Origin of the sequence: Novosphingobium clariflavum, assembly GCF_026420865.1 — a bacterium.
Classification (GTDB): domain Bacteria; phylum Pseudomonadota; class Alphaproteobacteria; order Sphingomonadales; family Sphingomonadaceae; genus Novosphingobium; species Novosphingobium clariflavum.
The window spans coordinates 34,117-58,849 of record NZ_JAPCWC010000023.1 but is presented as its reverse complement, the minus strand read 5'-3'; the positions used below and the strand labels follow the sequence as shown (position 1 = coordinate 58,849).

Genomic DNA, 24,733 nt, shown 5'->3' with positions numbered 1-24,733 from the left:
ATAGGGCGATGCATTCGTTCGAGCCCGAAAACGCGGGCCGGGGCGGCGAACCGGCGCGGTCCGGCCGGGACGGCGCGGGAGATTGGTAAAATTTCCTTTTCAGCAAGGATTTCCCCCTAGCTTGCCGGACAAGCGAAGGAGACCGTTCGTTGATCGAGATCGAAGTCCAGAACGAGACACGCCAGACGCAGGAGACCGTCCGGTTCGCCGCCGTGCCCCGCATCGGCGAGGGCGTGCGGCTGCAGGATCCCGATGGATTCTGGGTTTCCTACGATGTCGTCGACTTGTGGTACCAGAAGGCCGAGTTCGGCGAGATCTGGGTGCCGTTCATTCACGTGCGGATGACGCCTTCAGAAATCGTGCCCGAATCGCTTCCGCACCCGCCGGCACTGGCCGAGGAAAAGCAGGAAGTGATCGAGACCGCCAAGAAAGTCGCGCGGATCCTGCAGGCCAACGAGAACGCATGAGCAGGGGAGTCAATGTCATGCTGGAAGGTCTGATCAAGCGCTCCCAGGCGTCTGCCCCGCGTGCAGTCGATACGGCGCCTGCGCTCGAGGCGCCTGCCGCTACCGAAGCGCCCCGGGCACCGGGCGTGCGGCGCGGGCTGATCGTCGACGATTCGCGGGTGATCCGCAAGGTCTCGCGCCGCATCCTGGAGGCGCTGGGCTACAGCGTGATCGAGGCCGAGAACGGCGAGGAAGCGCTGGCCAAGTGTGTGCAGGCCATGCCCGACCTGATCCTGCTGGACTGGAACATGCCGCTCATGGGCGGCCTTGAATTCGTGACGGCCCTGCGCGGCATGCAGGGGGCCTGCCAGCCCAAGGTGGTGTTCTGCACCACCAATTCGGACAATGGCGATATCCGCAAGGGCATCGAGGCGGGCGCCGACGAATACGTCATCAAGCCGTTCGATCATCACACCCTGCACCGCAAGCTTCAGGGCATCGGCGCGGCCTGAGATCCGGTGCCGTGAACTTCGCCGGCGGCGAATTGTCCGACGGACTTCACGCCGGCGCGCGCACCACGCAGCGAAAGCCGATGTGGCTGGTGGCGGTGTCGATCATCTCGGGATGGCGGGCGGCCGGGCGGTAGCGCTGGCAGTAGTTCGCGGCGCAGAGGTGCGAGCCGCCCTTCAGCACCTTGAGGCCGATGCGCACTTGCGGCTGCGCGGGGTCGAAGCTGTCCTTGAGCTTGGCGCCGCGCGGATTGCTGAGCGCGCAGCACGAGCCGCCGCCCTTCTTCACCTCGGGCCGCTCCGACCACCAGTCGCGCGTCCATTCCCAGGTGTTGCCGATCATGTCGTAGAGGCCATAGCCGTTGGCGGGGAAACTGCGCACCGGTGACGTGCGCTCCCAGCCGTCGAGGCACTGGTTGGCGAAAGGGAACAGGCCCTGCCAGTAATTGGCGAGCATCTGCCCGCCCGGCGCCAGCTCGTCGCCCCAGGCAAATTCCGCGCCTTCCAGCCCGCCGCGCGCCGCGAATTCCCATTCCGCCTCGGTCGGCAGGTCCTTGCCTGCCCAGTGCGCATAGGCCTCGGCATCGGCGTGGCTGACCTGGACGACGGGGTGGTCCCAGAGGTCCAGCGTGTCGAGATCGCTGCCGGGGCCATGGGGATGGCGCCAGGAGGTGCCGAAATCGAAGCGCCACCAGTTGGCGGGATTGGCGGTGTCCACCGGCGCGGCGGTCTTGTGGAACACCAGCGATCCGGGCTGCGCCATCTCCGGCGCCATCCCGGGATAGTCTTTCGGATCCGGCGCGATCTGCGCCACGGTGACGTAGCCGGTTGCCTCGACGAAGCGGGCGAACTGGCGGTTGGTCACGGGGGTCTCGTCGATCCAGAAGGCATCGACGCTGACTCGGCGGAGGGGTGCCTCTTCGGGATAGAACCGTTCGGAACCCATGGTGAAAGTGCCGCCGGGCAGATGGATCATGCCGGTCAGACTGTCGCTGTGTTCACGCACGGTTTCGGTCATCCCGGTCCTTTCCTCAGATCCCGTAATGCATAGGGCCGCAGCGAACCTACGCCAAATGCGTATTTTCTTTGCGGCCCTAAACGAAGGATGAGGTCAGGTCGTCGCGGGCGAATTACCCCAGCGCCACTTCCTTCTCGGCGTAGAGGCGCTCCAGCTCGGCGCGGCTCTTCTTTTCGGCGGCGGTCTTGAGCTGCCCGCAGGCGGCATCGATGTCGCGCCCGCGCGGGGTGCGCACCGGGGCCGAGATGCCGCCCTTGAACACGATGTCCGAGAACGCCTTGATCCGCTCCGGCGTCGAGCATTCGTACTGCGCGCCGGGCCAGGGGTTGAACGGGATCAGGTTGACCTTCGCGGGCAGGTTGAACTGCTTGAGCAGGCGCACCAGTTCGCGCGCGTCCTCGTCGCTGTCGTTCTTGTCCTTGAGCATCACGTATTCGAAGGTGATGCGGCGCGCGTTCGAGGCGCCCGGGTAGTCGGCGCAGGCCTGCAGCAGGTCCTCGATGCCGTACTTCTTGTTGATCGGCACGATCTCGTCGCGCACGTCCTTGGTCACCGCGTGGAGCGAGACGGCCAGGTTCACGCCGATTTCCTCGCCGCAGCGGGCCATCTGCGGGATCACGCCCGAGGTCGAGAGGGTGATGCGGCGCTTCGACAGGGCGAGGCCGTCACCGTCCATGACCAGCTTCAGCGCATCGCGCACATTGTCGAAATTGTAGAGCGGTTCGCCCATGCCCATCATCACGATGTTGGTGAGCAGGCGGCCGTCGGCGGAGTAGCCGCCGTCCTCGTCATCGCTCTCGGCTTCCGCACCGTCGACGCCGTCCCCGAAAGCGAAGTCCATGCGGCCCTTGGGCCATTCGCCCAGCGCGTCGCGCGCCAGCATGACCTGGCCGACGATCTCGCCGACGGTCAGGTTGCGCACGAGACGCATGGTGCCGGTGTGGCAGAACCGGCAATTGAGCGTGCAGCCAACCTGCGAGGAGACGCAAAGCGTGCCGCGGTCGGCGTCGGGGATGAACACCATCTCGAAATCGTGCGCGTCCGCGGTGCGCAGCAGCCACTTGCGGGTGCCGTCGCTGGAGTGCTGGGCCTCGACGATTTCGGGGCGGCCGATCACGAACCGCTCGGCCAGCCAGGGGCGCATGGTCTTGGCGATGTCGGTCATCGCCTCGAACTCGATCACGCCGCGGTGGTAGATCCAGTGGTAGACCTGCTTGGCGCGCAGCTTGGCGGCCTTGAGGTCCAGCCCGGCGCTTTCGAACAGGTCGGCAATGCGCTTTCTGGGCAGGCCCATGAGGTCGACGCGGCCGTCCTCGCGCGGGGTTACGCCTTCGACGATGCCGGGGCGCGGCACCGGAACGGGGTCGATGTGCCCGGGGATCGGCATGGGGCCGGCCCCGGCGGAGCTGGAAATGGTGTCTGTCATGATTGCGGCGCCATATAGGGCAATTTGCCCGAAAGCGGAAGATACAGCGCAACACGATTGGCGGCAGGGGCGGCGCAGGCTAGGCGCGGGACGGTCGCGCGAACGCGCATGGCGCCCGGCAGGTTCCGCCCGCCGGGCGCGCCGCAGGCTCCGTCTGTCGCACCAGTGTTGCTGAAAAACATCAATGATTTCGTTGTGTTATGTTCAGGAAACCGGTCCTGCCCGACAGGCATTTGACCAGTCCAGGCAGGCGAGACCTGCTCAAGAACAAGGACTGGAGTGACAACATGAAGAAGGCTCTTCTCTGCCTTACCTCGGGCGCAGCGATGATTTCGGTTCCGGCGATGGCGCAGGATGTCGCCCCCGTGCAGCCGTTCGAACAGTTCCACGTCGAGGCGCTGGCCGGTTACGATGTGACCCGGGCCGGCAGCAGCATCGACGACGATTCCAATATCGACAACGACCAGTCGATCGACGGCCTGTCCTACGGCGTCGGCGCGGGCTACGATTTCCGCATGAACAACTTCGTCTTCGGCCCCGAGGCAGAAGTGACCTGGTCGACCGCCAAGACCAAGTTTGACAACGGCGATTTCGAAGGCTTCGGCATCGGCAACGTCAAGGCCAACCGCGACCTCTATGTCGGCGCGCGCCTCGGTTATGTCGTCGCGCCCAAGACCATGGTCTACGTCAAGGGCGGTTATACCAACGCCAAGTTCGACGTGCGCAATGCGGTCGGCACCGTCGATACCAAGCGTGACATCGACGCCGACGGCTGGCGGATCGGCGCCGGTGTCGAGCAGGCGATCAGCCACAACACCTTCGTCAAGCTCGAATACCGCTACTCGAACTACGGCAAGGGCGAGATCGACTATACCGGCGACATTCCCGACAGCCAGCGTTTCAACCTCGACCTTGACCGCCATCAGGTCATGGCCGGCGTCGGCGTACGCTTCTGATCGTCGCCTGATGCAGGGAAGGGCGGTGGCTCCGGCCGCCGCCCTGTCTGCCTATTGCGCCTTCGCGCAGCCGATCAGGGCGGCGTCCATCGCCGAAGCCGCGCCGGCCAGCGGCCAGGCGTTGACGAAGCGGTTGCCCTTCAGGTCGGTGGCGGTGACGGTCATGCGCGGGGCGGAGCGCATGGCCGCAACGATCGCGGCGTTGTCACCCTCGTTGCGGGGCCATGCATCGCCGCCGCCGGCGATGAGCGGCCAGCGCTGCCCGCCGACAGTGAGCGTGACGGTCGAGGGCTGCATGATCCGGCGCGAGAGGCGCACGTGCAACTGCCCGCGCGCGCCCCGGCGCGGCCAGCTGCCGATGGCGGCAAACGGCTGATATTCGCGCGCGGCCTGGCTGGGCTCGGCCATGGCGATGGCATAGCAGCGCGGCACCAGCGGATCGCGGAACGCGCCCCAGGTCGCGTAGAGCCCCAGGCTCTCGCGGGCGAGCGCCGGCACGGCACCGGCTACACCGATAGCGAGCAGGGTGACGAGGCGGAACGTGCGACCGGATAGGCGTTTCATCGAGGCGCGCTCATGGCACGGTTTCGCGCGGATGCGAAGCGGTCAGTGGATCGGACCGGAGATTGCGGCGACGCCTTTCTCAATTCCCGCCTCAAAATTCCCGGCCCAAAATCTCCGGCCCAGAAGCCGGGCAGCATGTCCCGGTCGATGATGGCCTGGCTGCGTTCAGGATCATCCATGCCGAGGCGGTTGATCCTCTTTGCCGCATCGTCCGGCACGGCATCGCCCTCGGCTTCCTCGTGATGGTCCGGCGCGGCCGCCATCCATGGGGCGAAGTGCAGCCCTGTCAGTCAGCCGGGTAGGTGATCTCCATCACTTCCCATTCCTTCTCGCCGGACGGCAGGCGCACCATGCGCAGGTCCCCCACCGCGGCGCCGCGCAGGGCGCGCGACATCGGCGCGCTCCAGCCGATCAGGCCCTTTGCCGCATCCTGCTCGTCGTCGCCGACGATGGTCACGGTCTTGTGGGTGTCGTCCTCGTCCGCGATCGTGACGGTGGCGCCGAAAAACACCTTGCCGCGTTCGCCCTGTTCGCGCGGGTCGACCACGCGCAGGGCCTTCATGCGGCGGGCGAGGAAGGCCAGTTCGCGGTCGATCTCGCGCATGCGCTTGCGGCCGTAGAGGTAGTCGCCGTTTTCGGAGCGGTCGCCGTTGCCCGCCGCCCACGAGACGATCTCGACGATTTCCGGCCGCTCCTTGCCGAGCAGATGATCGTAGCGGGCGCGCAATTTCGCCATTCCGGCGGGCGTGATCGGAGGACCTGCGGGTTTCATCGCCAGAGCCTTATCGGGCCCGCTTCCGGCGGGAAAGGGGGCGAGGCGCTTCTCCACGACCTTGCGCTGTAGGAATTAGTCCGACAAAAGGAGCGCAAGGTCATTTGGGCCATCAGGGATCGAGGAAATCATGGAACTTTCACGCCGCTCCGCGCTCATCGCCGCCGCTGCCGCGCCGCTTGCCGGGATGGCAGCGCGTGCCGTTGCGGCTGAAGCCGCGGGCGCGCTTCCGGCGGCTCCCGGCGCGACGCTGGCGCCGCGTCCGCCGATGGGCTGGAATTCGTGGAACAGCTTTGCCGGCACCATCACCGAGGCGCAGGCGCTCGAAACCGCCGCGATCATGCGCGACAGGCTGCTGCCGCTGGGCTACGACGTCTTCACCGTCGACATCCAATGGTACGAGCCGGAGGCGAGCAGCTACACCTACAACGCCCATCCGGTACCCGCGCTCGACGCCAACGGACGGCTGATCCCGGCGCCGAACCGCTTTCCCTCGTCGAAGGGCGGCAAGGGTTTCGCGCCTTTGGCGGCCAAGGTCCACGCGATGGGCATGAAGTTCGGCATCCACGTCATGCGCGGCATCGCGCGGCTGGCGGTGGAGCAGAACCTGCCGATCCTCGGCACCCCCTACCGCGCGCGGGACATCGCCGACACGCAGAGCATCTGCCCATGGAACCCGGACATGTACGGCGTCGACATGCGCAAGCCCGGTGCCCAGGAATACTACGACAGCCTGTTCCGCCTCTATGCCTCGTGGGGCGTGGACTTCGTGAAGATGGACGACATGAGCCGCCCCTACGACGCCCATGCGCCCGAGATCGAGGCGGCCGCCAGGGCCATTGCGCGCTGCGGCCGGCCGATCGTGCTCAGCCTCTCGCCCGGCGAGACTCCGGTGCCGCGCGGCAGCGACGTGCGCAGGCACGCGCAGATGTGGCGCATTTCCGACGATTTCTGGGACGAATGGCCGCAACTCCTGGCCCAGTTCACCCGGCTGGAGAACTGGTCGCCGTTTGCCGGACCCGGCTCCTGGCCCGATGCCGACATGCTGCCGCTGGGCCGCATCGCGCTGGGCGAGCGCACCAGCCGCTTCACCCCGGACGAGCAGCAGACGCTGATGACGCTGTGGTCGATCGCCCGCTCGCCGCTGATCATGGGCGGGGACCTGCGCGGCATCGACGATGCGACCCTGGCGCTGCTCACCAACCGCGAGGTCCTGGCGGTGAACCAGCACAGCACTGCCAATCGCCCGCATTTCCTGGCCGACAACACCCGCGTCTGGTCGGCCCGCGCAGAGGGCAGCGAGGACCGCTATCTGGCGCTGTTCAACACCGGCGAGGCGCCGCTGGAGGTTGCCGTGCCCTTGCGCGAACTCGGCCTCAGCCGCGCGGCAGTGCGCGATCTGTGGCAGGGCAGGGAGCTTGGCGTCAGCGAGGGCAGGGTGAGTGCAAACCTGCGCCCGCACGCCTGCGCGCTCTACCGGCTGAAAGCGGGTTGAACGGCACCTACGCGTACCAGAACGGCCCTAAACCGACGCCGGGCTGTACTTAGCCCGGCGTATTCTTGCCCATCAGCTGGCTGAGGGGACGGCTGCTCTGCGCGCCCGATTTGTCCGGGTAGATCGAGCGGTAGACCACCGCGTTCTCGAGCACGCGCTGGATGTAGTTCTTGGTCTCATAGATGGGGATCTGTTCGATCCACGTCACCCAGTCGACCGAGCCCATGCGCGGGTCGCCATTGGCGGCGAGCCACTTGTTCACATTGCCCGCGCCCGCATTGTAGGCGCCGATCGCCAGCGGGTAGGAGCCGCCGAAGTAATTGCGCATCCGCGCGAAGTAGGCATCGCCGAGCTGGATGTTGTAGCTGGCGTCGCTGACGAGGCGGTCGCCGTCGTAGGAGAGGCCGAGCTTGCCCGCCTGCTCGCGCGCGGTGGCGGGCATCAGCTGCATCAGCCCGCGCGCGCCGGCATGGCTGAGCGCGTTCTGCGCGAACTGGCTTTCCTGCCGGGTCAGGGCATGGACCATCGTCCAGTCCGCGCCCGGCGGCGTCGGGATCAGCGGATAGGCGATCTTGCCGAAATCGCCGTAGCCATCGGCATGGGCGCTCTGGCCGAGGATCACCGCGAGGTCACGCCGACCGATCTCGCGCGCGAGGTCGGCGACGAGCACGTGATCCGCCTCGCTCTGCGCCTGGTCGGAGATCTCCTTGTAGAACTGCACCCCGGTGCGCCAGTCGGCATCGCGGGCGACATCGCGCACGGCCCGGGTGATCGGCTTTGCCATGAAGGCGCTGCGTTCGGCCGGCGTGGGCATGGCGCGCGGCTTGCTGTCCATGTCGGGCAGCGGACGGCCCAGCCGTTCGAGCGAGAGCTGGCCGTAGAAGTACTGCGGATAGGCGGCTGCCATCTCGAAATAGCGGCTGGCTCCGGCGCTGTCGCCTGCCTGGGCCAGTGCGCGTCCGGCCCAGTAGAAGCCCTTGGAACGCGTGCCGGGGGTCTGCGCGGCAGCGCCGTAGCGATAGAACAGCGGCGCCGCGCGGCGGGCATCGCCCAGCGACCACAGCGCCTTGGTGCCGCCCAGCCAGACCAGCGTCGTGTAATCGTCGCGCAGGCGGTAGGAGAGCTTGGAGATGTCGGTCCCCGGCGCGAAGGCATCGTCGATCGACCCGGCGATGCGCACGGCCGAATCCGCACCCGCTCCGCGCGCGGCGGTGAGCAGTTCGCGCACCCACTTTTCCGGTTCCGGCACCGGCTTCGCCAGCGGCGGGCGGTTCGCCAGCAGGGCGATTTCGGCGGGCAGGTTGCCCGACTTGCGCGCTTGCACCGCGCGGGCATAGACATAGCCCGGGTCCGCATTCATCTGCGGCGTCAGCGTCAGCCCCATCGAGCCCGGGGCCGAGCCTTGCAGGATCGACAGCCGCTCCATGAACAGCGGGCGACTGGCGGGGGAGACGAAGGAAATCTGCCGCTCGGCCTGCGCGGTCTGGCCCTGCCACAGCAGTTCGTCCATGCGGGCGTCGTGATCGGCGGCCGAGAACCGCGCGCCGTAGAGCGAGAGCAGCCGCGCCTCGTCGTCGGCTGCAAGGCTGCCGCCGCGCCATGCCGCCACGGCCTTCTGCGCGGCATCGGGCCGCTGCAGGGTCGACAGCGCCACGGCATAGCGCCCGGCGGCTTCGTTCGAGAGCGGCGGGAACCGGGTGAAGAAGGCGACGGTGGAATTGGCGTCCGCCGGATAGCGCTGCAGCGCCTGTTCGGCATATCCGCGAATGCGCTCTTCCAGCGGATAGCCGGGGTAGGTCATCAGGAAGCCGGAATAAGTGCCGAAATCGAGCTGGCTGCTGGCCGAGAGCTGGCGCCAGCGGTCGATCGACTGGTGCACGCTCATGTCGTGCGACTGCATCTGCTGCGCCTTGGCGACATCCCATTCGCGGCCGTCCTGCGCGAGGGCGGGGCTTGAGAACAGGGCCGTGGAAGCAAGCAGGATGAGGGGGGCGGCACGCTGCATGCTGGACATTTGGGGGAAAGGCTCCTTATCAGGCGCTGAACGTCGGGACCGGTTACCCGATGCCAGTCCGTCCTTGATGACGATCAGCAGAGGTAAAGTCCATGTTCTCGGGGTCCATTCCTGCTCTTGTTACACCGTTTCGCGACGGAGCGTTCGATGAACAGGCTTTTCGGCGGCTGGTGGACTGGCAGATCGATTCGGGTTCCTCCGCGCTCGTGCCCTGCGGCACCACGGGTGAAAACTCGACGCTGTCGAACGCCGAACACCACCGCGTGATCGAGGTCTGCGTCGAGCAGGCGGCGGGGCGCGTGCCGGTGATCGCGGGCTGCGGCAGCAACGACACGATGAACGCGCTGCTGCACATGAACTTCTCCAAGAAGTGCGGCGCCTCGGCCGCGCTGCTGGTCGCGCCGTACTACAACCGTCCCAGCCAGGACGGGTTGCTGGCCCACTTCAGCTATCTTGCCGAGCACAACGACCTGCCGATCGTGCTCTACAACGTGCCCGGCCGCACGGTGACCGACCTGCTGCCCGAAACCGTGATCGAACTGGCGCGCCGCTTCCCCGATCGCATCATCGCCATCAAGGACGCCAGCGGCGACCTCAGCCGCGTGACCGACCACCGCATGGGGCTGGGCAAGGACTTCTGCCAGCTTTCGGGCGACGACGAACTGGCGCTGCCGTTCAACGCGGCGGGCGGCGTCGGCTGCATCTCGGTGACCGCGAACGTCGCGCCCAGGCTCTGCGCCGAATTCCAGGCCGCCTGCGCCGCCAACGACCTCGAGGAAGCGCGCCGCCTCAACGACCTGCTCTACCCGCTGCACTACGCCATGTTCGAGGACAGCTCGCCGGGGCCGTGCAAGTACGCGCTGGCGCAGGTCCACGACTGGATCGAGAACGAACTGCGCCTGCCGCTGGTGCCCTGCGGCGAGAAGGCCCGCGTGGCCGTGGACGAGGCCCTGGTCCACGCCGGCCTGGTCTGATCGCTTCGGCTTTACGGATAAAGGAAGGGCGCCGGTGCGAACCGGCGCCCTTTTTTTGTTTGTAATCCCAGCGAAAGCCGGGATCGCCGTGCACGGGCGCGGAGCGGTTCAGAGGGGGGGGGAAGTCCCGGGGCCCTTCGATAAACTCAGGAGATCCCCCGGATCCTCGGAGCGTTTACCTTGTGTGCGGCCTGCGCGTTGCGCGCCCATGGCGGGGTATGGGGGAAGGACCTTCGGTCGTTAAAAAACGCGACCGGCCTGGGGCTGCCTGTTTGTATGACGGAGTGGCCGCAGGTTGGGGATTGCGGCCATTGCTCCACCCACTCCGCTCATGCTGAGCTTGTCGAAGCATGGAAGCCACAGCGCCCAGCCTCGGGGCCTTCGACAGGCTCAGGCTGAGCGGGATGGAGATGTCTGATTTGGGTGGAAAGCAGTCATTGAGTGATGGGCAGCATCCGACTACCCTTAGTCGTTATGACGACCGCAGAACTATCATCGACCGTCCATGACGCGATCCAGCATTTTTGCGCCGATGGTGATGCACTCGCCTCTGCTGGAAGATATGAAGAAGCCATCGCCGAATATAATCGAGCATGGGAGATCGTGCCCGAACCAAAGAGCCAATGGAATGCGTCCACTTGGATTTTGGCGGCAATCGGTGACTCGGCGTTTCTCGCAAACTATAATACCTCAGCGAAAGAGGCGCTGGAATACGCGATGGTTTGTCCCGACGCGGTAGGCAATCCATTCCTTCATCTTAGGCTGGGTCAGGTGCTATTCGATATGGGTGAGCATGATCGCGCTGCCGACGAGTTGATGCGGGCTTATATGGGTGCTGGAGTGGAATTGTTTGCCACCGAAGATCAACGATACCTTGCCTTTCTTCGCACTAGAGCGGCGCTAGACTGAACGACCGACTTCGGGCGTGCCCGGAAAGTCCGCCTTTCAGTCGGCCATCGCCGAAAGCGGACTTCCCGCAAGACACCTTCAATCCGCCGGGTTGTACTTCTGCACGAAACGCATCGTTTCCGAGAGCATGCGCTTGCGCGTCTCCTCGCGCGATAGCCAGTGGTCCTCGCTGGCCAGCGTCACCATCTCATAGGGCTTGCCCGCGTCCTTCAGCGCGTCGGCCATGATCGTGCTCTGGCGATAGGCGACGACGGTATCGTCCTTGCCGTGGATCAGCAGGACCGGCGCGTCGGCCTTGGCGGCGAAGCGGCGGGGCGAGATCGCGTCGTAGCCGGCGGGATCGCCAAGCTGCTGGCGCAGGGCCTCGCGGGTCATCTGCGAATCGCCGTTTTCGCGGACGTCGGTATCGTACATCAGCCGGACGTCGGCGACGCCCGCCACCGCCACCGCGCACTTGTAGAGCCCCTGTTGCAGCGTCACCCCCGCCAGCGCCGCATAGCCGCCGTAGCTGGCGCCGACGATGCAGGCGCGCCTTGGGTCGGCGATGCCGCGCTTCACCAGTTCGGCAAGGCCGTCCGAGATGTCGGTCTGCATCTTGCGGCCCCACTGGCCGTCTCCGGCGTGGCGGAAGGCATCGGTGCGGCCGGTCGAGCCGCGGAAATTGGGCTGGAACACCGCGTAGCCGCGCGAGGCGAAGGCCTGTGCCCACCAGTCGAAGCCCGGCTTGTCCTCGGCCGCCGGGCCGCCGTGGGGCAGGACGACGACCGGCAGGTTCTTCGCCTCGCGCCCCGGTGGCAGGGTCAGCACGCCGTCCATCTTGAGGCCGTCGGCGGCGGTATAGGCGACCATCGATATCCGCCCGACCTGTTCAGGGGTGATCTGCGGGCGTTCGTAGCCGAACGGACCGGCGCGGCTAGTCCGTACGTCGACGAAATACCAGGTGCCGCTGTCCTTGTTGCCGCTGGTTCTGAGCAGTACTTGCGAGAAGTCCGGCGTCCAGTCCACAAGGCGGGGGTTGCGTCCGGCGAAGGCCCTGAAGATCTTGTCGAGCGCGGTCTGCTTGTGGAGATCGTACATCACCGTCTTCGGCACTTCGGCATCGATCTGGTAGCCGAGCAGGCGCCCGTTTGCGCTGTCGACAAAGATGCGTGCGATCTTGGTGTCAGCAAAGATCTCGTGCGCCTCGCCGCCTGCCAGCGGCACTTCGTACCAGTGCGAGGCGCCTTTGCTGTCGTCGATGGCGTAGATCGCGGTGGTGCCGTCCTTGCCGAAGCAGAACAGGCTGACGTGGCCGGAGGGATCGACCCCGCGCGCCAGTTCCGCGCCCTGGGGGGCGGTGACTTTCCAGGTGCCGTCTTTCTGGTCGATGTCGAGCGCGACGGCGACCTGGCCGCTGGCGTCCACCAGCCAGTCGCGCCGGTGATCTTCGCTAGGCGGGGCGGCAACCGTGCGCGGCCGGTTGGTCTTGAGGTCGACCGCGTAGAGCGTGGTGCGGCCATGTCTGGCGAAAGTGTCACCTTCCATCGACTTGGAAAGCGCAATGCCGCCGAAGAAGCCCACCGTCCTGCCACCGATCGTGCGGATGCCGTAGCGCCCGCGCGTGGTGTCGGCGATTTCGGGATTCTTGGCGAACACCATCCCCGGCTGACCGCCTTTGAGCGGTACCACAAATGTGCCGGTCAGTTCGTACTTGTAGGCTGCGAACCCGGACATTGCCACGGTGGAACTGGTCGTGAGCAGCATCGTCTCGTTGTCCGCCCACTCGATGGCGCGTACCTTGCCGGAGCCGGTCGAGGCATTGACGAGCAACTTGCCCGCCTCGTCGACCACGAGCAGCCGGCTCTGTCCGTCGACCTGGTTGATGCTGGCGATGTTGGTCCCGTCGGGCGACAGCGCGGCATCCTCGACCCGCGGCAGCTCCCCGTAGGCGTCGAGCGGCGGCGGCCCGGAAACGGCGGGCGCGGCGGCAGGCTGGCCCGCAGGCGGGATCGCCGCGCTGCCGTCCGCGGCGAGCGCGGGCTGCGCGGCCAGAATCGGCGGGATGATCGTGGTGAGCGCCGCCAGCGCCCATCTGCCCGGTGTCGTCATGTAGAAAGAAGTCCCCCTGGCCGGACCGTGCGTCCGGATTGCCGTATTGTTTCCCCATGGCGCGGCGCACGGCAAGGCCCCGCGCTCACGGCTCTGCGATTAAATGCCTGTTACGGGGCGACTTTTAGCGTTTCGGCGAGACCTAACAGTGATTTTCATCACGCCCCGGGCGGGATTTGCGGCGTCATCCATGCGCTTTACCTCCCGCACGGTCGCAAATCGCGCAAACGGGCGTTTCCTTTTGCCGCGTGAATCCCTAAATGCCGCTTCGATATGGCACGTCCGCAGCACCCCACATTCGACAAGAAGAAGTCCGTCGCCGAGAACCGCCGCGCGCGCTTCGAATACCACATCGACGAGGTCTTCGAGGCCGGCATCGTCCTGACCGGTACCGAGGTGAAGTCGCTGCGCTTCGGCGAGGGCTCGATTGCCGAGGCCTATGCCGAGATCAGGGGCGGCGAGTGCTGGCTGGTCAATTCCAACGTGCCCGAATTCAGCCACGGCAACCGCTTCAACCACACGCCCAAGCGGCCCCGCAAGCTGCTGCTCAAGGAGCGCGAGATCGCCCGCCTGCAAGGCTCGGTGGAGCGCAAGGGCATGACCCTGGTGCCGCTCTCGGTCTATTTCAACGGACGCGGGCGCGCCAAGGTCGAACTGGCGCTCGCCAAGGGCAAGAACGCGGCCGACAAGCGCAATACGATCAAGGAGCGCGACTGGAAGCGGGAACAGGGCCGCATCCTGCGCGAGCACGGGTGAGCGCGCTGCTCCACCGCCTCGGCGCCTGGCTGCACCGCCAGATGCCGACGCACGCGCAGCTTGAGGCGAACCGCTTCACCGCGCCGTTCACGCGGCGCCCGGAGCTGTTCCGCTTCACCCGCCGCTCGGTGCCGCGCGGCATGGCGGTGGGCATGTTCATCGGCATCTTTGCGCTGATTCCGGGCGTCCAGATCGTCGGCGCAGCGCTGCTCTGCGTGCCGTTTCGCGGGAATATCCCGCTCGCCGCCGCTGTCACTTTCGTCTCCAATCCGGTGACGACCCTGCTGATCATCCTGCCGCTGGCCGTGGCGATCGGCAACAGCTTCGGGTACCATGCCGACATCGCGACAGTGGAGGCCATGGTGCGGGAAGGGGCAAGTCTGGCGCAGTGGCGCAGCTGGATGCTGTCGGACACCGCGCCGGCCGTGGTGATCGGCCTGTTCATCCAGTCGGTGGTCGCCGCGCTGGTCAGCTATTTCCTCACCGTGTGGTTCTGGCGCTACTGGATCGGCCACAAGCACCGTGCCCGCCGCCACCGCTCGCTGTTCCGCCATGCCTCGCCGGAGGATGCGGCGGGCGCGGGTGACCGGGAAGGCATCGTATGACCGCAGGCCGGCAGCGCATCGGCGCAGGTTCCGGCATGCCGCGCAGCCCGCTCGGCGACGTGGGCGTGGTCGGCGCGGCGCTTGCGATCAGCGTCCTGCTGGTCTGGCTGGTGAGCGGGGACGGGCTGCTGGCGGCGGTGCTGGGCGGTGCGCTGCTGGTCTTTGCCGGGCTCGCCTGGTCGCTGGCGCGGCGCCGGGTGACCGAGGCCGAGGTCGAGTTCGCGCTGCCCGACTGGTCGGTGACGGTCGCCGCGATCGACCGCGAGGACATGGCCATCGCCCTCACTGACCGGGCCGGGCGGCTCACTTGTGCCAATTCCACTTATGAAAGCTGGTTCGGCGTTGGCCACGATCCCTCGCGCCTGCCGATCGGCGAGGCGGCGAAGGAGCCGATCGCCGAACTCGTCCGCACCGTCTGGCGCGACGGACAGGCCAGCACCCTGGTGCGCGGCGCGATGCCGGGCGCGGGCTCGGGGCCGGGCTCGGGAGCGGGCGGGGCCGAAGCGGACTGGCGCATCGAGGTGCGCCGTGCGGGGCGCGGCGAGGATTTCCTGGTCTGGCGCATCCAGTCGGTGAACGCGGTCGATCTGGTCGGCGACGTGGCCCGCCAGATCGGCGGCAAGCTGGGCGAGGGGCTGGCCCGCTCGGGCATCTGCGCGGTGCTGGTCGATCCCGATGGCACGATCCGCGCCGCCAGCACCGGCTTCGCGCAGCGCGCGGCGGGCGACCCGCAGGCCGACGTGACCGGACAGGACTTCGTGGCGATGCTCAGCCAGGAAGAGGGCGAGCGGATCGGCTGGGCCCGCGATGGCGGTCGCGGCGGGCCGCTGGTGCTCTACCACGTGCCGGTCGCCGATCCCGATCTTCCCGGCGAACCCGATCCCGATACGACGCCCTCGCTGATGCTGGTGGTCGACGCTGCGCAGGGCATCGGCACCGGCAGCAGCAGCGCGGCGGCCTCGCCCCATCTCGAAGCGCTGATGAGCCAGTTGCCGCTCGGCCTCGCCATGGCCGACCGTGACGGCCGGCTGCTGTTCGCCAACCCCGCCTTCATGCGGGCGGCGGGGCGTGAGGGGCAGCATCCGCCGACTTATCCGATCGACCTCGTCACCCGCGAGGACAAGCGCGCGCTGTCCGAGGCGATCCGTCGTTATGCGCAGGGGCCTGCCGCTGCGGGCGACATCGCCGTGCGACTGGCCGCGCTGCCCGAGGATCCGGTCTCGCTCAGCCTTGCCGGGGTGCGGGGGCTTGGCGAGGCGGCGGTGCTGCTGGGCCTGACCGACACCTCGGAGGAGACCCGCCTCAAGCGGCAGGTGGCGCAGGCCACCAAGATGCAGGCGGTGGGCCAGCTCGCCGGCGGCGTCGCGCATGACTTCAACAATGTGCTGACCGCGATCCTGGGCACCTGCGATCTCATGCTGATGCGCCATACGCCGGGCGATTCCGACTATGACGACATCCAGCAGATCCGCGCCAACTCCAACCGCGCCGCCTCGCTGACCCGCCAGCTTCTGGCCTTCTCGCGCCAGCAGACGCTGCGCCCCGAAGTGCTCCAGCTGCCCGACGTGGTGGCCGACGTCTCGCAGATGCTGCGCCGCCTGATCGGCGAGAAGATCCAGCTGGTGGTCACCCATGACCGCGATCTCGGGCCGGTGCGGGCCGACCCGACGCAGCTGGAACAGGTGATCGTCAACCTTGCCGTCAACGCGCGCGACGCCATGCAGATGAAGAAGGGCAGCGACGGCTCGGGCACCCTGACGCTGGCCACCCACCGGGTGACCACCACCGACGTCCGGGCGATGCGCAGCGAGATCATCCCGGCGGGCGACTATACCGCGCTGATCGTCGAGGATACCGGCGGCGGCATCCCGCCCGAGCATCTCGGCAAGATCTTCGAGCCGTTCTTCACCACCAAGGAGCAGGGCAAGGGCACTGGCCTCGGCCTCTCGACCGTCTACGGCATCGTCAAGCAGTCGGGCGGCTTCATCTTCGCGGAAAGCGAAGTGGGGCAGGGCACGCGTTTCGTGGTCTACCTGCCGGTCCACCACATGGCCCCGGGGGAGACCGCCTTGCCCGCCGCCAAGGACGAACCGCCGCCCAGCAAGTGGGCAGGCGGCGGCTCGATCCTGCTGGTCGAGGACGAGGACCCGGTGCGGGTGGTCGCCGAACGCGCGCTGACCCGGCAGGGCTATCAGGTGACCTCGGCGCGCGACGGCGAGGAGGGTCTCGAACGCGTGCAGCAGGGCGGGCGCTTCGACCTGGTGGTCTCCGACGTGGTCATGCCGACGATGGACGGCCCGGCGATGGCGCGCGAAATCCGCAGAATCGCGCCCGGGCTGCCGGTGCTGTTCATGTCGGGCTATGCCGAGGAGCAATTGCGCAAGGAAATCGGCATCGCCAACGCCTGGTTCATGCCCAAGCCCTTCTCGGTGCAGCAGCTCTCCGAAAAAGTCGGGGATGTTCTGGCGCGAACGGCCTCTCATTAAAAAACGGAAAACTGCCAAAGTTCCCCTCTTGTTCTACGTGAACAAAAGCGATACATCCCCTCGCGTGACGTTGACCTTTCCGGTGATGCCGGTAGCAAAGGGGAAGTGAAATGGCTGCTCAGCTCAAGCTGATCCAGGAAGGCAAGGAAAAGGAAGCGATGGACCGTCAGAAGGCGCTCGAAGCCGCCCTCGCGCAGATCGACAAGGCATTCGGCAAGGGTTCGGCGATGAAGCTGGGCTCCAAGGAAGCGATGCAGGTCGAGGCGATCTCCACCGGTTCGCTCGGCCTCGACATCGCGCTTGGCGTCGGCGGCCTGCCGCGTGGCCGCGTGATCGAGATCTATGGCCCGGAAAGCTCGGGCAAGACCACGCTGGCGCTGCACTGCATCGCCGAAGCGCAGAAGATGGGCGGCACCGCTGCCTTCATCGACGCCGAACACGCGCTCGATCCGGTCTATGCCAAGAAGCTGGGCGTCAATATCGACGAACTGATCGTCTCGCAGCCCGATACCGGCGAACAGGCGCTGGAAATCACCGATACGCTGGTGCGTTCGAACGCGATCGACGTGCTGGTGGTGGACTCGGTCGCCGCGCTGGTTCCCCGCGCCGAAATCGAAGGCGAGATGGGTGACAGCCACGTTGGCCTCCAGGCCCGTTTGATGAGCCAGTCGCTGCGCAAGCTGACCGGTTCGATCAGCCGCTCGCGCTGCCTGGTGATCTTCATCAACCAGCTGCGCATGAAGATCGGCGTGATGTACGGCAACCCGGAAACCACCACGGGCGGCAACGCGCTGAAGTTCTACGCCTCGGTCCGTCTCGACATCCGCCGCACCGGCGCGATCAAGGACCGCGACGAAGTCGTCGGCAACGCCACCCGCGTGAAGATCGTCAAGAACAAGGTCGCCCCGCCGTTCAAGCAGGTCGAATTCGACATCATGTACGGCGAAGGCGTCTCGAAGATCGGCGAGATCCTCGACCTTGGCGTCAAGGCCGGCATCGTCGAGAAGTCGGGTGCGTGGTTCAGCTACGATTCGATCCGCATCGGTCAGGGCCGCGAGAACGCCAAGACCTACCTCAAGGAAAACAAGGAAGTGTGCGAACGCCTCGAAAAGGCGATCCGTGCCCGCACCGAAGGCCTTGCCGAGGAAATGATGGTCGGCCCCTCGGCGGAAGACGACGCCGAATAAGCCCGGCGATCTGCCGCGATCGTGACCGATCCCGGCCTGAAAAAACCCCGGTCCCGCAAGGGCCGGGGTTTTTTTGTGGTCTGGCCGGGCGCGCGGATCGCGCCGCCCCCCGCCGGCCCCCCACCGGCCTCCGGGCGAGGGCGGTGAGGGCGGTGCGGGCCGCGCGTCAGGCGTAGCGCGAACGCACCAGTTTCTCGAGCACGGCGAGCGGCAGGGCGCCCTTCAGCAGGACCGAATGGAATGCCCTGGGGTCCCACTTGTCGCCCGCCCTGGCGCGGGCCTCGTCGCGCAGCTTCACCCACATGGTATGGCCGATCTTGTAGCTGCAGGCCTGGCCCGGCCAGACCGTGTAGCGATCGATCTCGCCCTGGCTGCGGCCACGGGCAATGCCGGTGGTGGCGATCAGGAAGTCGGTCGCCTTCTCGCGGCTCCAGCGCTTGGCGTGCATGCCTGAATCGACGACGAGGCGGGTCGCGCGGAACAGCAGCGATTGCAGGTAGCCGACCTGGCCCAGCGGATCGCCGTCGAACATGCCCATCTCGTCGGCGAGCTGCTCCGAATAGAGCGCCCAGCCTTCGCTGTAGCCGCTGAAGCCGCCGCGGCGGCGGATCATCGGGATGTCCTGCGATTCGAGCGCGAGCATGACCTGCAGGTGGTGCCCCGGCACCGCTTCGTGGTGCGTCAGCGTGGCGAGGCCGAACTTCGGCCGGTCGAAGGTATCGCGCAAGTTGATGTAGTAGATCGCCGGGCACGAGCCGTCGAGCGAGGCGTTCTGGTAATAGCCGCCCGGTGCCCCCGCCTGGATCGCGGGCGGCACGCGGCGCACTTCCACCGGCGCCTTGGGCAGTGTCGCGAACTGTTCCGGCAGCCGGGGCTGCATCTTGAGGATCTGCGCGTTGAGTTCGGCCAGCAGGGCGGCCCGGCCCTCGTCGGTATTGGGGAAGAGCTGGTCCGGCCGCTGGTTGAGCGCGACCAGCCGCTCGCCCACGGTGCCCTGGGTCATGCCCTGCGCCTTGAGGATGCCGTCGATCCGTCCGCTGATCTCGGCCACCTGATCGAGGCCCATGCGGTGGATCTCGTCGCCGCTGAGCCGCACCGTCGTCGCCGCTTCGGCGGCCGAGGCATAATAGGCATCGCCATCGGGCAGGCGCCACACACCGGCTTCATGGGTAGCCTTCCCGCGCAATTCGGTAACCAGTGCGCGCTGGCGGTCGAGCGCCGGGAACACCTTCCCGGCGACGATCTTGGCGGCCTCGGCGGCGCGGTCCGCAGGCAGGCCCGCCTTGGCCAGCTTGGCGGCAAAGCCGGTGACAAGGCCGGTTTCCGCCGCCGGCTTGTCGCGCAGCGCGGCGAACTGCTTGAGCGTCGTGTCGAGGATATAGTCCGGCGCGAAGACGCCGCGCGCGGCATCGGCGCTCTGGCGTTCGGTTTCCTGATCCAGAACTTCGGCAAAAGCGCCAAGGCGCGTCACATAGGCATCGGCGTCGGCAGCGTCGTTCACCCGGTGCTGGGTGTCGAGGAAGTCCGGCACGTCCTGATAGGCGCCGCTCAGCTGGCTGATCAGGTACGGCGCAAAGCGGCCACCGCTGGAGCCGTAGGTGAACGTCTGCTGCCCGGCGATCGAGCGTTCGAGCTGGTAGGTGACGACATCGTAGTCGAGCGCAGCATCCTCACCCAGGCCCGTGCGGCCGATCTCTTTGATCGAGGCCAGTTCCTGCCGCGAACGGGCAAGGTCCTTCGCCGCATCGGCGGCGCTGCGACCGGAAAGCTGCGATTTCAGCGCCGCGTTCTTGCCGGTGTCGAGGCCGAGGCGGGTGGCGCCTTCGGGGCTTTGCGTCAGGCGGTCGTTGAAGATGGTGTCGAGCAGCGTGCGCAGTTTCTGATCTGCGGGTTTGCCGGAAGCGGCGGCGAAGGCGGCGGTCGGAAGCCCGGCGGCCAGTGCGGCCACGCTGGCCTGCCCCAGGAATGAGCGGCGATCCATGAAATTTCCCCTTGTTGAGGCGTGTCTTGACGGTGATGCGACCCTTGTCGCGCGCACCCTAGGCGCGGCCCCAAGGCAAAGGCAATCCCGGGCGTATACGATTGCCGCCGTCGTCAGGGGGGGCGTTTCCGGCGTCGTCAGGGCGGCGTTCCCGGCGCCGCCGGGGTGGCGCTCCCGGCGTCGTCGGGGTGGCGCTCCCGGCGTCGTCGGGGTGGCGTTCCCGCCACGGGACGCGAGATAACGCAATTCCCGAACAGTCTGACTGCGGTATCCCGCTTGCCGAGCCTGCGCGCCTGCATTATCGGCGCCTCATGCACACGACCAACGAGATCCGCCGGTCCTTCCTCGACTACTTCGCCCAGAACGGCCACGACGCCGTTCCGTCAGCGCCGCTCGTGCCGTACAACGACCCGACGCTGATGTTCGTGAACGCGGGCATGGTGCCCTTCAAGAACGTGTTCACGGGCCTTGAAACCCGCGCCACGCCGCGCGCCACCTCCTCGCAGAAGTGCGTCCGCGCCGGCGGCAAGCACAACGATCTCGACAACGTCGGCTACACCGCGCGCCACCACACCTTCTTCGAGATGCTGGGCAACTTCTCGTTCGGCGACTATTTCAAGGAACAGGCGATCACCCACGCCTGGACCCTGCTGACCAAGGAATGGGGCCTCCCGGTCGAGAAGCTGCTGGTCACCGTCTATCACACCGACGATGAAGCCTTCGACCTGTGGAAGAAGATCGCCGGCCTGCCGGAATCCAAGATCATCCGCATCCCCACCAAGGACAACTTCTGGGCGATGGGCGACGAGGGCCCCTGCGGTCCGTGCTCGGAAATCTTCTTCGACCACGGCGACCACATCTGGGGCGGCCCTCCGGGATCGCCGGAAGAGGACGGCGACCGCTTCATCGAGATCTGGAACCTCGTGTTCATGCAGTTCGAGCAGTCGGCCGGCGAGATCGTCGGCAACCTGCCCAAGCCCTCGATCGATACCGGCATGGGGCTCGAACGTATCTCGGCGGTCATGCAGGGCGTGCATGACAACTACGACATCGACACCTTCAAGGCGCTGATCGCGGCGTCCGAAAGCCTGACCGGCGTTGCCGCCGAGGGCGACAGCCGCGCCAGCCACCGGGTGATCGCCGATCACTTGCGCTCGACCTCGTTCCTGCTGGCCGACGGCGTGCTGCCCTCGAACGAGGGCCGTGGCTACGTGCTGCGCCGCATCATGCGCCGCGCCATGCGCCACGCGCATCTCCTCGGCGCCAGGGAGCCGCTGATGCACCGTCTGGTGCCCGCGCTGGTGGCCGAGATGGGCCAGGCCTATCCGGAACTTGGCCGCGCGCAGCCGCTGATCCAGGAAACCCTCGAGCGCGAGGAAGTGCAGTTCCGCCGCACGCTGGCCAACGGCCTGGGACTTCTCGAACAAGAAATATCGCGCATTGAACGTGGTTTTACGACACGTATCGACGTGATGAATACGGAGCCTGGGCAACCAGACGGAATCCGGAACATCGAAGGCTTGCCGACTGAACGCGAGCTTAGCGGCGAGGTCGCGTTTAAACTCTACGACACCTACGGATTCCCTTATGATCTGACCGAAGACGCGCTGCGTTCGCGTGGCTTCACGGTTGACCGTGCCGGCTTCGACGCGGCGATGGCGCAGCAGAAGGCTGCCGCGCGCGCCGCATGGAAGGGCTCGGGCCAGGCGGCCGACAGCGAAGTCTGGTTCGACATCGCCGAGCGCGAAGGCGCGAGCGAGTTCACCGGCTACACCTCCACCCTGGGCGAAGGCCAGGTGGTGGCGCTGGTGAAGGACGGCAAGGAAGTCACTTCCGCGGCTGCCGGTGACACAGTGACCGTGCTGACCAACCAGACGCCGTTCTACGGCGAATCGGGCGGTCAGGTCGGCGATGCCGGTACGATCACGACGAACGCCGGGCTGAAGATCGCGGTGTCCGACACCGCCAAGCCGCTGGGCCGCCTCCACGCCATGAGCGGCACGGTCGAGGCGGGCACGATCAAGGTCGGCGATGCCGTCAACCTTACCGTCGACGTGGCGCGCCGCGACGCCGTGCGCGCCAATCACTCGGCCACGCACCTCCTGCATGCGGCGCTGCGCGGCCGTCTGGGCGGCCACGTCACCCAGAAGGGCTCGCTGGTCGCGGCCGAACGCCTGCGTTTCGACTTCTCGCACCCGACCGCGCTCTCGGCCGAGGACATTGCCGCGATCGAGGCGGAAGTGAACGCCGAGATCCGCGCCAACGACCCCGTTCTCACCCGCCTGATGACGCCGGAAGACGCCATCGAGGCCGGCGCCATGGCGCTGTTCGGCGAGAAGTACGGCGATGAAGTACGCGTGCTGTCGATGGGCACCACCTCGAAGGACGCCTCGGGCGAGCATACCTACTCGGTCGAGCTTTGCGGCGGCACCCACGTGCGCGCCACCGGCGACATCGGCATTTTCCGCATCGTTTCGGAAAGCGCGGTGTCCTCGGGCGTTCGCCGCATCGAGGCGCTGACCGGCGAGGGCGCACGCCAGTGGCTGGTCGCCCGCGAGGACGCGCTCAAGAGCACCGCCAGCGTGCTGCGCACGACGCCGGAAGAGGTCGAGGCCCGCGTCACCGCGCTGATGGACGAGCGCAAGAAGCTGGAGCGTGAACTCGCCGAGGCGAAGAAGACGCTTGCCCTTTCTGGCGCGCTGGGCGGCGGTTCGGGCAAGGCCGAGAACGCCGACGAGACGATCAACGGCGTGACCTTCTCCGGGCAGGTGCTCGAAGGGCTCGACCCCAAGGACCTGCGCGGGCTGCTCGACCAGGCCAAGCAGCGCATCGGCTCGGGCGTCGCCGCGATCGTCGCGGTCAACGAGGGCAAGGCGGCGATTGCCGCTGCTGTCACCGATGACCTCACCGGCACGATCAGCGCGGTCGATCTCGTGCGCAAGGGCGTCGAAGCGCTCGGCGGCAAGGGCGGCGGCGGCCGCGCCGACATGGCGCAGGGCGGCGGCCCCGACGGCGACAAGGCGGCCGACGCGATCGCCGCGGTCAAGGCGGCGCTGGCGGGGTGAAGAGGATAGCGCCGGGGTATCGGCAGCGCATCGCGCTCGGCCTCGGCGTCACTCTTGCCTGCACTGTGGCGGCGCCTGCCCAAGCTGCCGCCCCGCCTTCGGACATTCCCGATGGGCTTTACGGGTCGGTGCGCGAATCTCGCGAGACGGGTGACCTTGGCGGACTGGAGCTGAGGCTGTTCCGGGAGCGGGGCGTGCTCCTGGCCGAAGTCGTGCTGTGCGAAGGCTGGTGCAATGTCTCGCACGTGGTTCCCGTTCAGGCGACCGCCTCGGGCTATTCGCTGCGCTTCACCGAGCGATACGAAGGGGCCGATGGCCCCGGCGAGATCGTTACCGAGGTGTCGCTTCAACGCGACGGAAAGGGGCTTCGCGCGAGGGTGTCCGCGCCCGGCGATGGCGCCGCTGCCGAACCGGGCGAGGATCTGCGGCTGCGCGCGTTGAAGGAGCCCTTCGGCCTCGCGGTTGCGCAGCGCGAGGGTTCCGTTGCCGCCCATGACTGACATCTCCGCCCTGATTGCCGGGATCGCCGAGGAACTGCGCTTCGCCGACAACCGCGGCAAGGTGGCGAACTATATCCCGCCGCTGGCCTTGGTGCCCGATACCAGGTTCGGGATGGCGGTGGTCATGGCCGACGGCACCGTGCACACGGCAGGCGATGCCGAGGAGCCGTTCTCGATCCAGTCGATCTCGAAGGTCTTCGCGCTGACGCTGGCTTTGGGCGCGGTGGGCGACCAGCTCTGGCATCGGGTCGGGCGAGAGCCTTCGGGCTCTGCCTTCCATTCCATCGTCCAGCTCGAGACCGAGCACGGCATCCCGCGCAATCCCTTCATCAACGCGGGCGCCATCGTCGTGTGCGACGTGCTGCTGGGGCGGCTCCAGCCGCGCGAGGCGATCGGGCAGATGCTGCGCTTCGTGCGCGAACTGGCGGGCGACGATACCATCGCCATCGACGAGACCGTGGCCCGCGCCGAGCAGGACGGCGGCTTTCGCAACAAGGCGCTGGCCAACTACATGCGCGCCTTCGGCAATATCGAGGGCGAGGTCGACCTGGTGCTGGGCACCTATTTCCACTTCTGCGCGCTGGCGATGTCGTGCCGCCAGTTGGCGATGGCGGGGCGCTTCCTGATGGGCGGCGGGGTGTCCGACGGTCACCGGGTCGTCACCGAGAAGCGCGCGCGGCGCATCAACGCGCTGATGATGTCCTGCGGCCACTATGACAACTCGGGCGACTTTGCCTACCGCATCGGCCTGCCGGGCAAGTCGGGGGTGGGCGGCGGCATCCTCGCGGTGGCGCCGGGGATCGCCAGCATAGCGGTGTGGTCGCCCGGGCTCAACGCCAGCGGCAATTCGCAGCTTGGCCAGCTCGCGCTGGAGCGGCTGGTGCAGCGCACTGGCTGGTCGGTGTTCGAGCCGCGCCTCTCCCAAGGGCTGTAGACAGCGGGCGCGATGCTCTTGCCAAGCCTTTGGCAAGCTTGCAGGTTC

At 67.1% G+C, this 24,733-nt stretch carries 21 protein-coding genes; 13 read left to right on the top strand and 8 right to left on the bottom strand.

Going from position 1 to position 24,733, the window contains the following annotated elements; all coding sequences use genetic code 11:
* The first annotated feature begins 149 nt into the window (after nucleotides 1-149).
* A complete protein-coding gene (locus OKA11_RS19770) occupies nucleotides 150-467 on the top strand; it encodes a hypothetical protein (RefSeq protein ID WP_267223520.1) in 318 nt (105 codons plus the stop codon).
* A gap of 125 nt (nucleotides 468-592) precedes the next feature.
* Complete coding sequence (locus tag OKA11_RS19765; protein WP_267223524.1) at nucleotides 593-958, top strand: response regulator; 366 nt, start codon at nucleotides 593-595, stop codon at nucleotides 956-958.
* Nucleotides 959-1,004: 46 nt separating this feature from the next.
* Here OKA11_RS19765 and OKA11_RS19760 read toward each other — a convergent pair whose 3' ends face one another.
* A complete protein-coding gene (locus OKA11_RS19760; protein WP_267223522.1) occupies nucleotides 1,005-1,931 on the bottom strand; it encodes a formylglycine-generating enzyme family protein in 927 nt (308 codons plus the stop codon).
* Between the two features lie 154 nt (nucleotides 1,932-2,085).
* Nucleotides 2,086-3,399, bottom strand: a complete 1,314-nt coding sequence (gene rlmN / locus OKA11_RS19755) for a 23S rRNA (adenine(2503)-C(2))-methyltransferase RlmN (protein WP_267223518.1) — start codon at nucleotides 3,397-3,399, stop codon at nucleotides 2,086-2,088.
* A 287-nt stretch (nucleotides 3,400-3,686) separates the two neighbouring features.
* Between rlmN and OKA11_RS19750 the strand changes: the two genes are divergently transcribed.
* Nucleotides 3,687-4,355 (top strand): outer membrane protein, encoded by a 669-nt coding sequence (locus OKA11_RS19750; protein ID WP_267223515.1) that lies wholly within the window; start codon nucleotides 3,687-3,689, stop codon nucleotides 4,353-4,355.
* A 51-nt stretch (nucleotides 4,356-4,406) separates the two neighbouring features.
* On the opposite strand, the gene OKA11_RS19745 is transcribed toward OKA11_RS19750, so the two are convergent.
* The 3 genes from OKA11_RS19745 to greB are packed head-to-tail and all read right to left on the bottom strand — an operon-like array spanning nucleotide 4,407 to nucleotide 5,691.
* Nucleotides 4,407-4,919 (bottom strand): hypothetical protein, encoded by a 513-nt coding sequence (locus OKA11_RS19745; RefSeq protein ID WP_267223513.1) that lies wholly within the window; start codon nucleotides 4,917-4,919, stop codon nucleotides 4,407-4,409.
* Entirely contained in the window at nucleotides 4,916-5,182 is a 267-nt protein-coding gene (locus OKA11_RS19740; RefSeq protein WP_267223511.1) for a hypothetical protein, read from the bottom strand. The genes OKA11_RS19745 and OKA11_RS19740 overlap by 4 nt, the downstream gene beginning before the upstream one ends.
* Before the next feature lie 23 nt (nucleotides 5,183-5,205).
* The gene (gene greB, locus OKA11_RS19735; protein WP_267223510.1) at nucleotides 5,206-5,691 is read right to left on the bottom strand and encodes a transcription elongation factor GreB; all 486 of its coding nucleotides are present in this window, start codon (nucleotides 5,689-5,691) and stop codon (nucleotides 5,206-5,208) included.
* A gap of 130 nt (nucleotides 5,692-5,821) precedes the next feature.
* Between greB and OKA11_RS19730 the strand changes: the two genes are divergently transcribed.
* Nucleotides 5,822-7,186 carry a glycoside hydrolase family 27 protein gene (locus OKA11_RS19730; protein ID WP_267223507.1) on the top strand — a complete coding sequence of 455 codons (1,365 nt, stop codon included), beginning with the start codon at nucleotides 5,822-5,824 and terminating at the stop codon, nucleotides 7,184-7,186.
* 49 nt (nucleotides 7,187-7,235) lie between these two features.
* On the opposite strand, the gene OKA11_RS19725 is transcribed toward OKA11_RS19730, so the two are convergent.
* Entirely contained in the window at nucleotides 7,236-9,200 is a 1,965-nt protein-coding gene (locus OKA11_RS19725; RefSeq protein WP_267223504.1) for a lytic transglycosylase domain-containing protein, read from the bottom strand.
* A gap of 92 nt (nucleotides 9,201-9,292) precedes the next feature.
* Between OKA11_RS19725 and dapA the strand changes: the two genes are divergently transcribed.
* Together dapA and OKA11_RS19715 are read left to right on the top strand one after the other, a co-directional pair.
* Nucleotides 9,293-10,174 (top strand): 4-hydroxy-tetrahydrodipicolinate synthase, encoded by an 882-nt coding sequence (gene dapA, locus OKA11_RS19720; RefSeq protein WP_267223502.1) that lies wholly within the window; start codon nucleotides 9,293-9,295, stop codon nucleotides 10,172-10,174.
* 441 nt (nucleotides 10,175-10,615) lie between these two features.
* Nucleotides 10,616-11,083, top strand: coding sequence for a hypothetical protein (locus OKA11_RS19715; RefSeq protein ID WP_267223500.1), 468 nt, complete (start codon nucleotides 10,616-10,618; stop codon nucleotides 11,081-11,083).
* Between the two features lie 78 nt (nucleotides 11,084-11,161).
* Here OKA11_RS19715 and OKA11_RS19710 read toward each other — a convergent pair whose 3' ends face one another.
* Nucleotides 11,162-13,171 carry a S9 family peptidase gene (locus OKA11_RS19710; protein ID WP_267223498.1) on the bottom strand — a complete coding sequence of 670 codons (2,010 nt, stop codon included), beginning with the start codon at nucleotides 13,169-13,171 and terminating at the stop codon, nucleotides 11,162-11,164.
* A gap of 273 nt (nucleotides 13,172-13,444) precedes the next feature.
* On the opposite strand from OKA11_RS19710, the gene smpB reads away from it, so the two are divergent.
* The 4 genes from smpB to recA all read left to right on the top strand — a co-directional run bounded on the left by smpB (nucleotide 13,445) and on the right by recA (nucleotide 18,205).
* Complete coding sequence (gene smpB / locus OKA11_RS19705) at nucleotides 13,445-13,927, top strand: SsrA-binding protein SmpB (protein ID WP_142632673.1); 483 nt, start codon at nucleotides 13,445-13,447, stop codon at nucleotides 13,925-13,927.
* Nucleotides 13,924-14,532, top strand: coding sequence for a DUF2062 domain-containing protein (locus OKA11_RS19700; protein WP_267223495.1), 609 nt, complete (start codon nucleotides 13,924-13,926; stop codon nucleotides 14,530-14,532). The genes smpB and OKA11_RS19700 overlap by 4 nt, the downstream gene beginning before the upstream one ends.
* Nucleotides 14,529-17,018, top strand: a complete 2,490-nt coding sequence (locus tag OKA11_RS19695; protein ID WP_267223493.1) for an ATP-binding protein — start codon at nucleotides 14,529-14,531, stop codon at nucleotides 17,016-17,018. The genes OKA11_RS19700 and OKA11_RS19695 overlap by 4 nt, the downstream gene beginning before the upstream one ends.
* 110 nt (nucleotides 17,019-17,128) lie before the next feature.
* Entirely contained in the window at nucleotides 17,129-18,205 is a 1,077-nt protein-coding gene (recA, locus tag OKA11_RS19690; RefSeq protein ID WP_267223492.1) for a recombinase RecA, read from the top strand.
* 166 nt (nucleotides 18,206-18,371) lie between these two features.
* Here the strand turns inward: recA and OKA11_RS19685 are convergent, their stop codons facing one another.
* The gene (locus OKA11_RS19685; protein WP_267223490.1) at nucleotides 18,372-20,186 is read right to left on the bottom strand and encodes a DUF885 domain-containing protein; all 1,815 of its coding nucleotides are present in this window, start codon (nucleotides 20,184-20,186) and stop codon (nucleotides 18,372-18,374) included.
* Nucleotides 20,187-20,497: 311 nt separating this feature from the next.
* Here OKA11_RS19685 and alaS point away from each other — a divergent pair, with 311 nt between their 5' ends.
* Genes alaS through OKA11_RS19670 form a run of 3 tightly spaced genes read left to right on the top strand, consistent with a single transcriptional unit; the run spans nucleotide 20,498 to nucleotide 24,685 of the window.
* Nucleotides 20,498-23,251, top strand: coding sequence for an alanine--tRNA ligase (gene alaS, locus OKA11_RS19680; protein ID WP_267223488.1), 2,754 nt, complete (start codon nucleotides 20,498-20,500; stop codon nucleotides 23,249-23,251).
* A complete protein-coding gene (locus OKA11_RS19675; RefSeq protein WP_267223486.1) occupies nucleotides 23,248-23,751 on the top strand; it encodes a hypothetical protein in 504 nt (167 codons plus the stop codon). Before alaS ends, OKA11_RS19675 begins: the two co-directional genes overlap by 4 nt.
* Nucleotides 23,744-24,685 (top strand): glutaminase, encoded by a 942-nt coding sequence (locus tag OKA11_RS19670; protein ID WP_267223484.1) that lies wholly within the window; start codon nucleotides 23,744-23,746, stop codon nucleotides 24,683-24,685. The genes OKA11_RS19675 and OKA11_RS19670 overlap by 8 nt, the downstream gene beginning before the upstream one ends.
* Nucleotides 24,686-24,733 lie beyond the last annotated feature (48 nt).

What these genes read in the sequence shown, in the direction of transcription:
- OKA11_RS19760 (WP_267223522.1), bottom strand. Translation starts at nt 1,931, where the DNA reads ATGATCCATCTGCCCGGCGGCACTTTCACCATGGGTTCCGAACGGTTC.
- rlmN (WP_267223518.1), bottom strand. Translation starts at nt 3,399, where the DNA reads ATGACAGACACCATTTCCAGCTCCGCCGGGGCCGGCCCCATGCCGATC.
- OKA11_RS19750 (WP_267223515.1), top strand. Translation starts at nt 3,687, where the DNA reads ATGAAGAAGGCTCTTCTCTGCCTTACCTCGGGCGCAGCGATGATTTCG.
- OKA11_RS19745 (WP_267223513.1), bottom strand. Translation starts at nt 4,919, where the DNA reads ATGAAACGCCTATCCGGTCGCACGTTCCGCCTCGTCACCCTGCTCGCT.
- OKA11_RS19740 (WP_267223511.1), bottom strand. Translation starts at nt 5,182, where the DNA reads ATGGCGGCCGCGCCGGACCATCACGAGGAAGCCGAGGGCGATGCCGTG.
- greB (WP_267223510.1), bottom strand. Translation starts at nt 5,691, where the DNA reads ATGAAACCCGCAGGTCCTCCGATCACGCCCGCCGGAATGGCGAAATTG.
- OKA11_RS19730 (WP_267223507.1), top strand. Translation starts at nt 5,822, where the DNA reads ATGGAACTTTCACGCCGCTCCGCGCTCATCGCCGCCGCTGCCGCGCCG.
- OKA11_RS19725 (WP_267223504.1), bottom strand. Translation starts at nt 9,200, where the DNA reads ATGTCCAGCATGCAGCGTGCCGCCCCCCTCATCCTGCTTGCTTCCACG.
- dapA (WP_267223502.1), top strand. Translation starts at nt 9,293, where the DNA reads ATGTTCTCGGGGTCCATTCCTGCTCTTGTTACACCGTTTCGCGACGGA.
- OKA11_RS19710 (WP_267223498.1), bottom strand. Translation starts at nt 13,171, where the DNA reads ATGACGACACCGGGCAGATGGGCGCTGGCGGCGCTCACCACGATCATC.
- smpB (WP_142632673.1), top strand. Translation starts at nt 13,445, where the DNA reads ATGGCACGTCCGCAGCACCCCACATTCGACAAGAAGAAGTCCGTCGCC.
- OKA11_RS19695 (WP_267223493.1), top strand. Translation starts at nt 14,529, where the DNA reads ATGACCGCAGGCCGGCAGCGCATCGGCGCAGGTTCCGGCATGCCGCGC.
- recA (WP_267223492.1), top strand. Translation starts at nt 17,129, where the DNA reads ATGGCTGCTCAGCTCAAGCTGATCCAGGAAGGCAAGGAAAAGGAAGCG.
- OKA11_RS19685 (WP_267223490.1), bottom strand. Translation starts at nt 20,186, where the DNA reads ATGGATCGCCGCTCATTCCTGGGGCAGGCCAGCGTGGCCGCACTGGCC.
- alaS (WP_267223488.1), top strand. Translation starts at nt 20,498, where the DNA reads ATGCACACGACCAACGAGATCCGCCGGTCCTTCCTCGACTACTTCGCC.
- OKA11_RS19670 (WP_267223484.1), top strand. Translation starts at nt 23,744, where the DNA reads ATGACTGACATCTCCGCCCTGATTGCCGGGATCGCCGAGGAACTGCGC.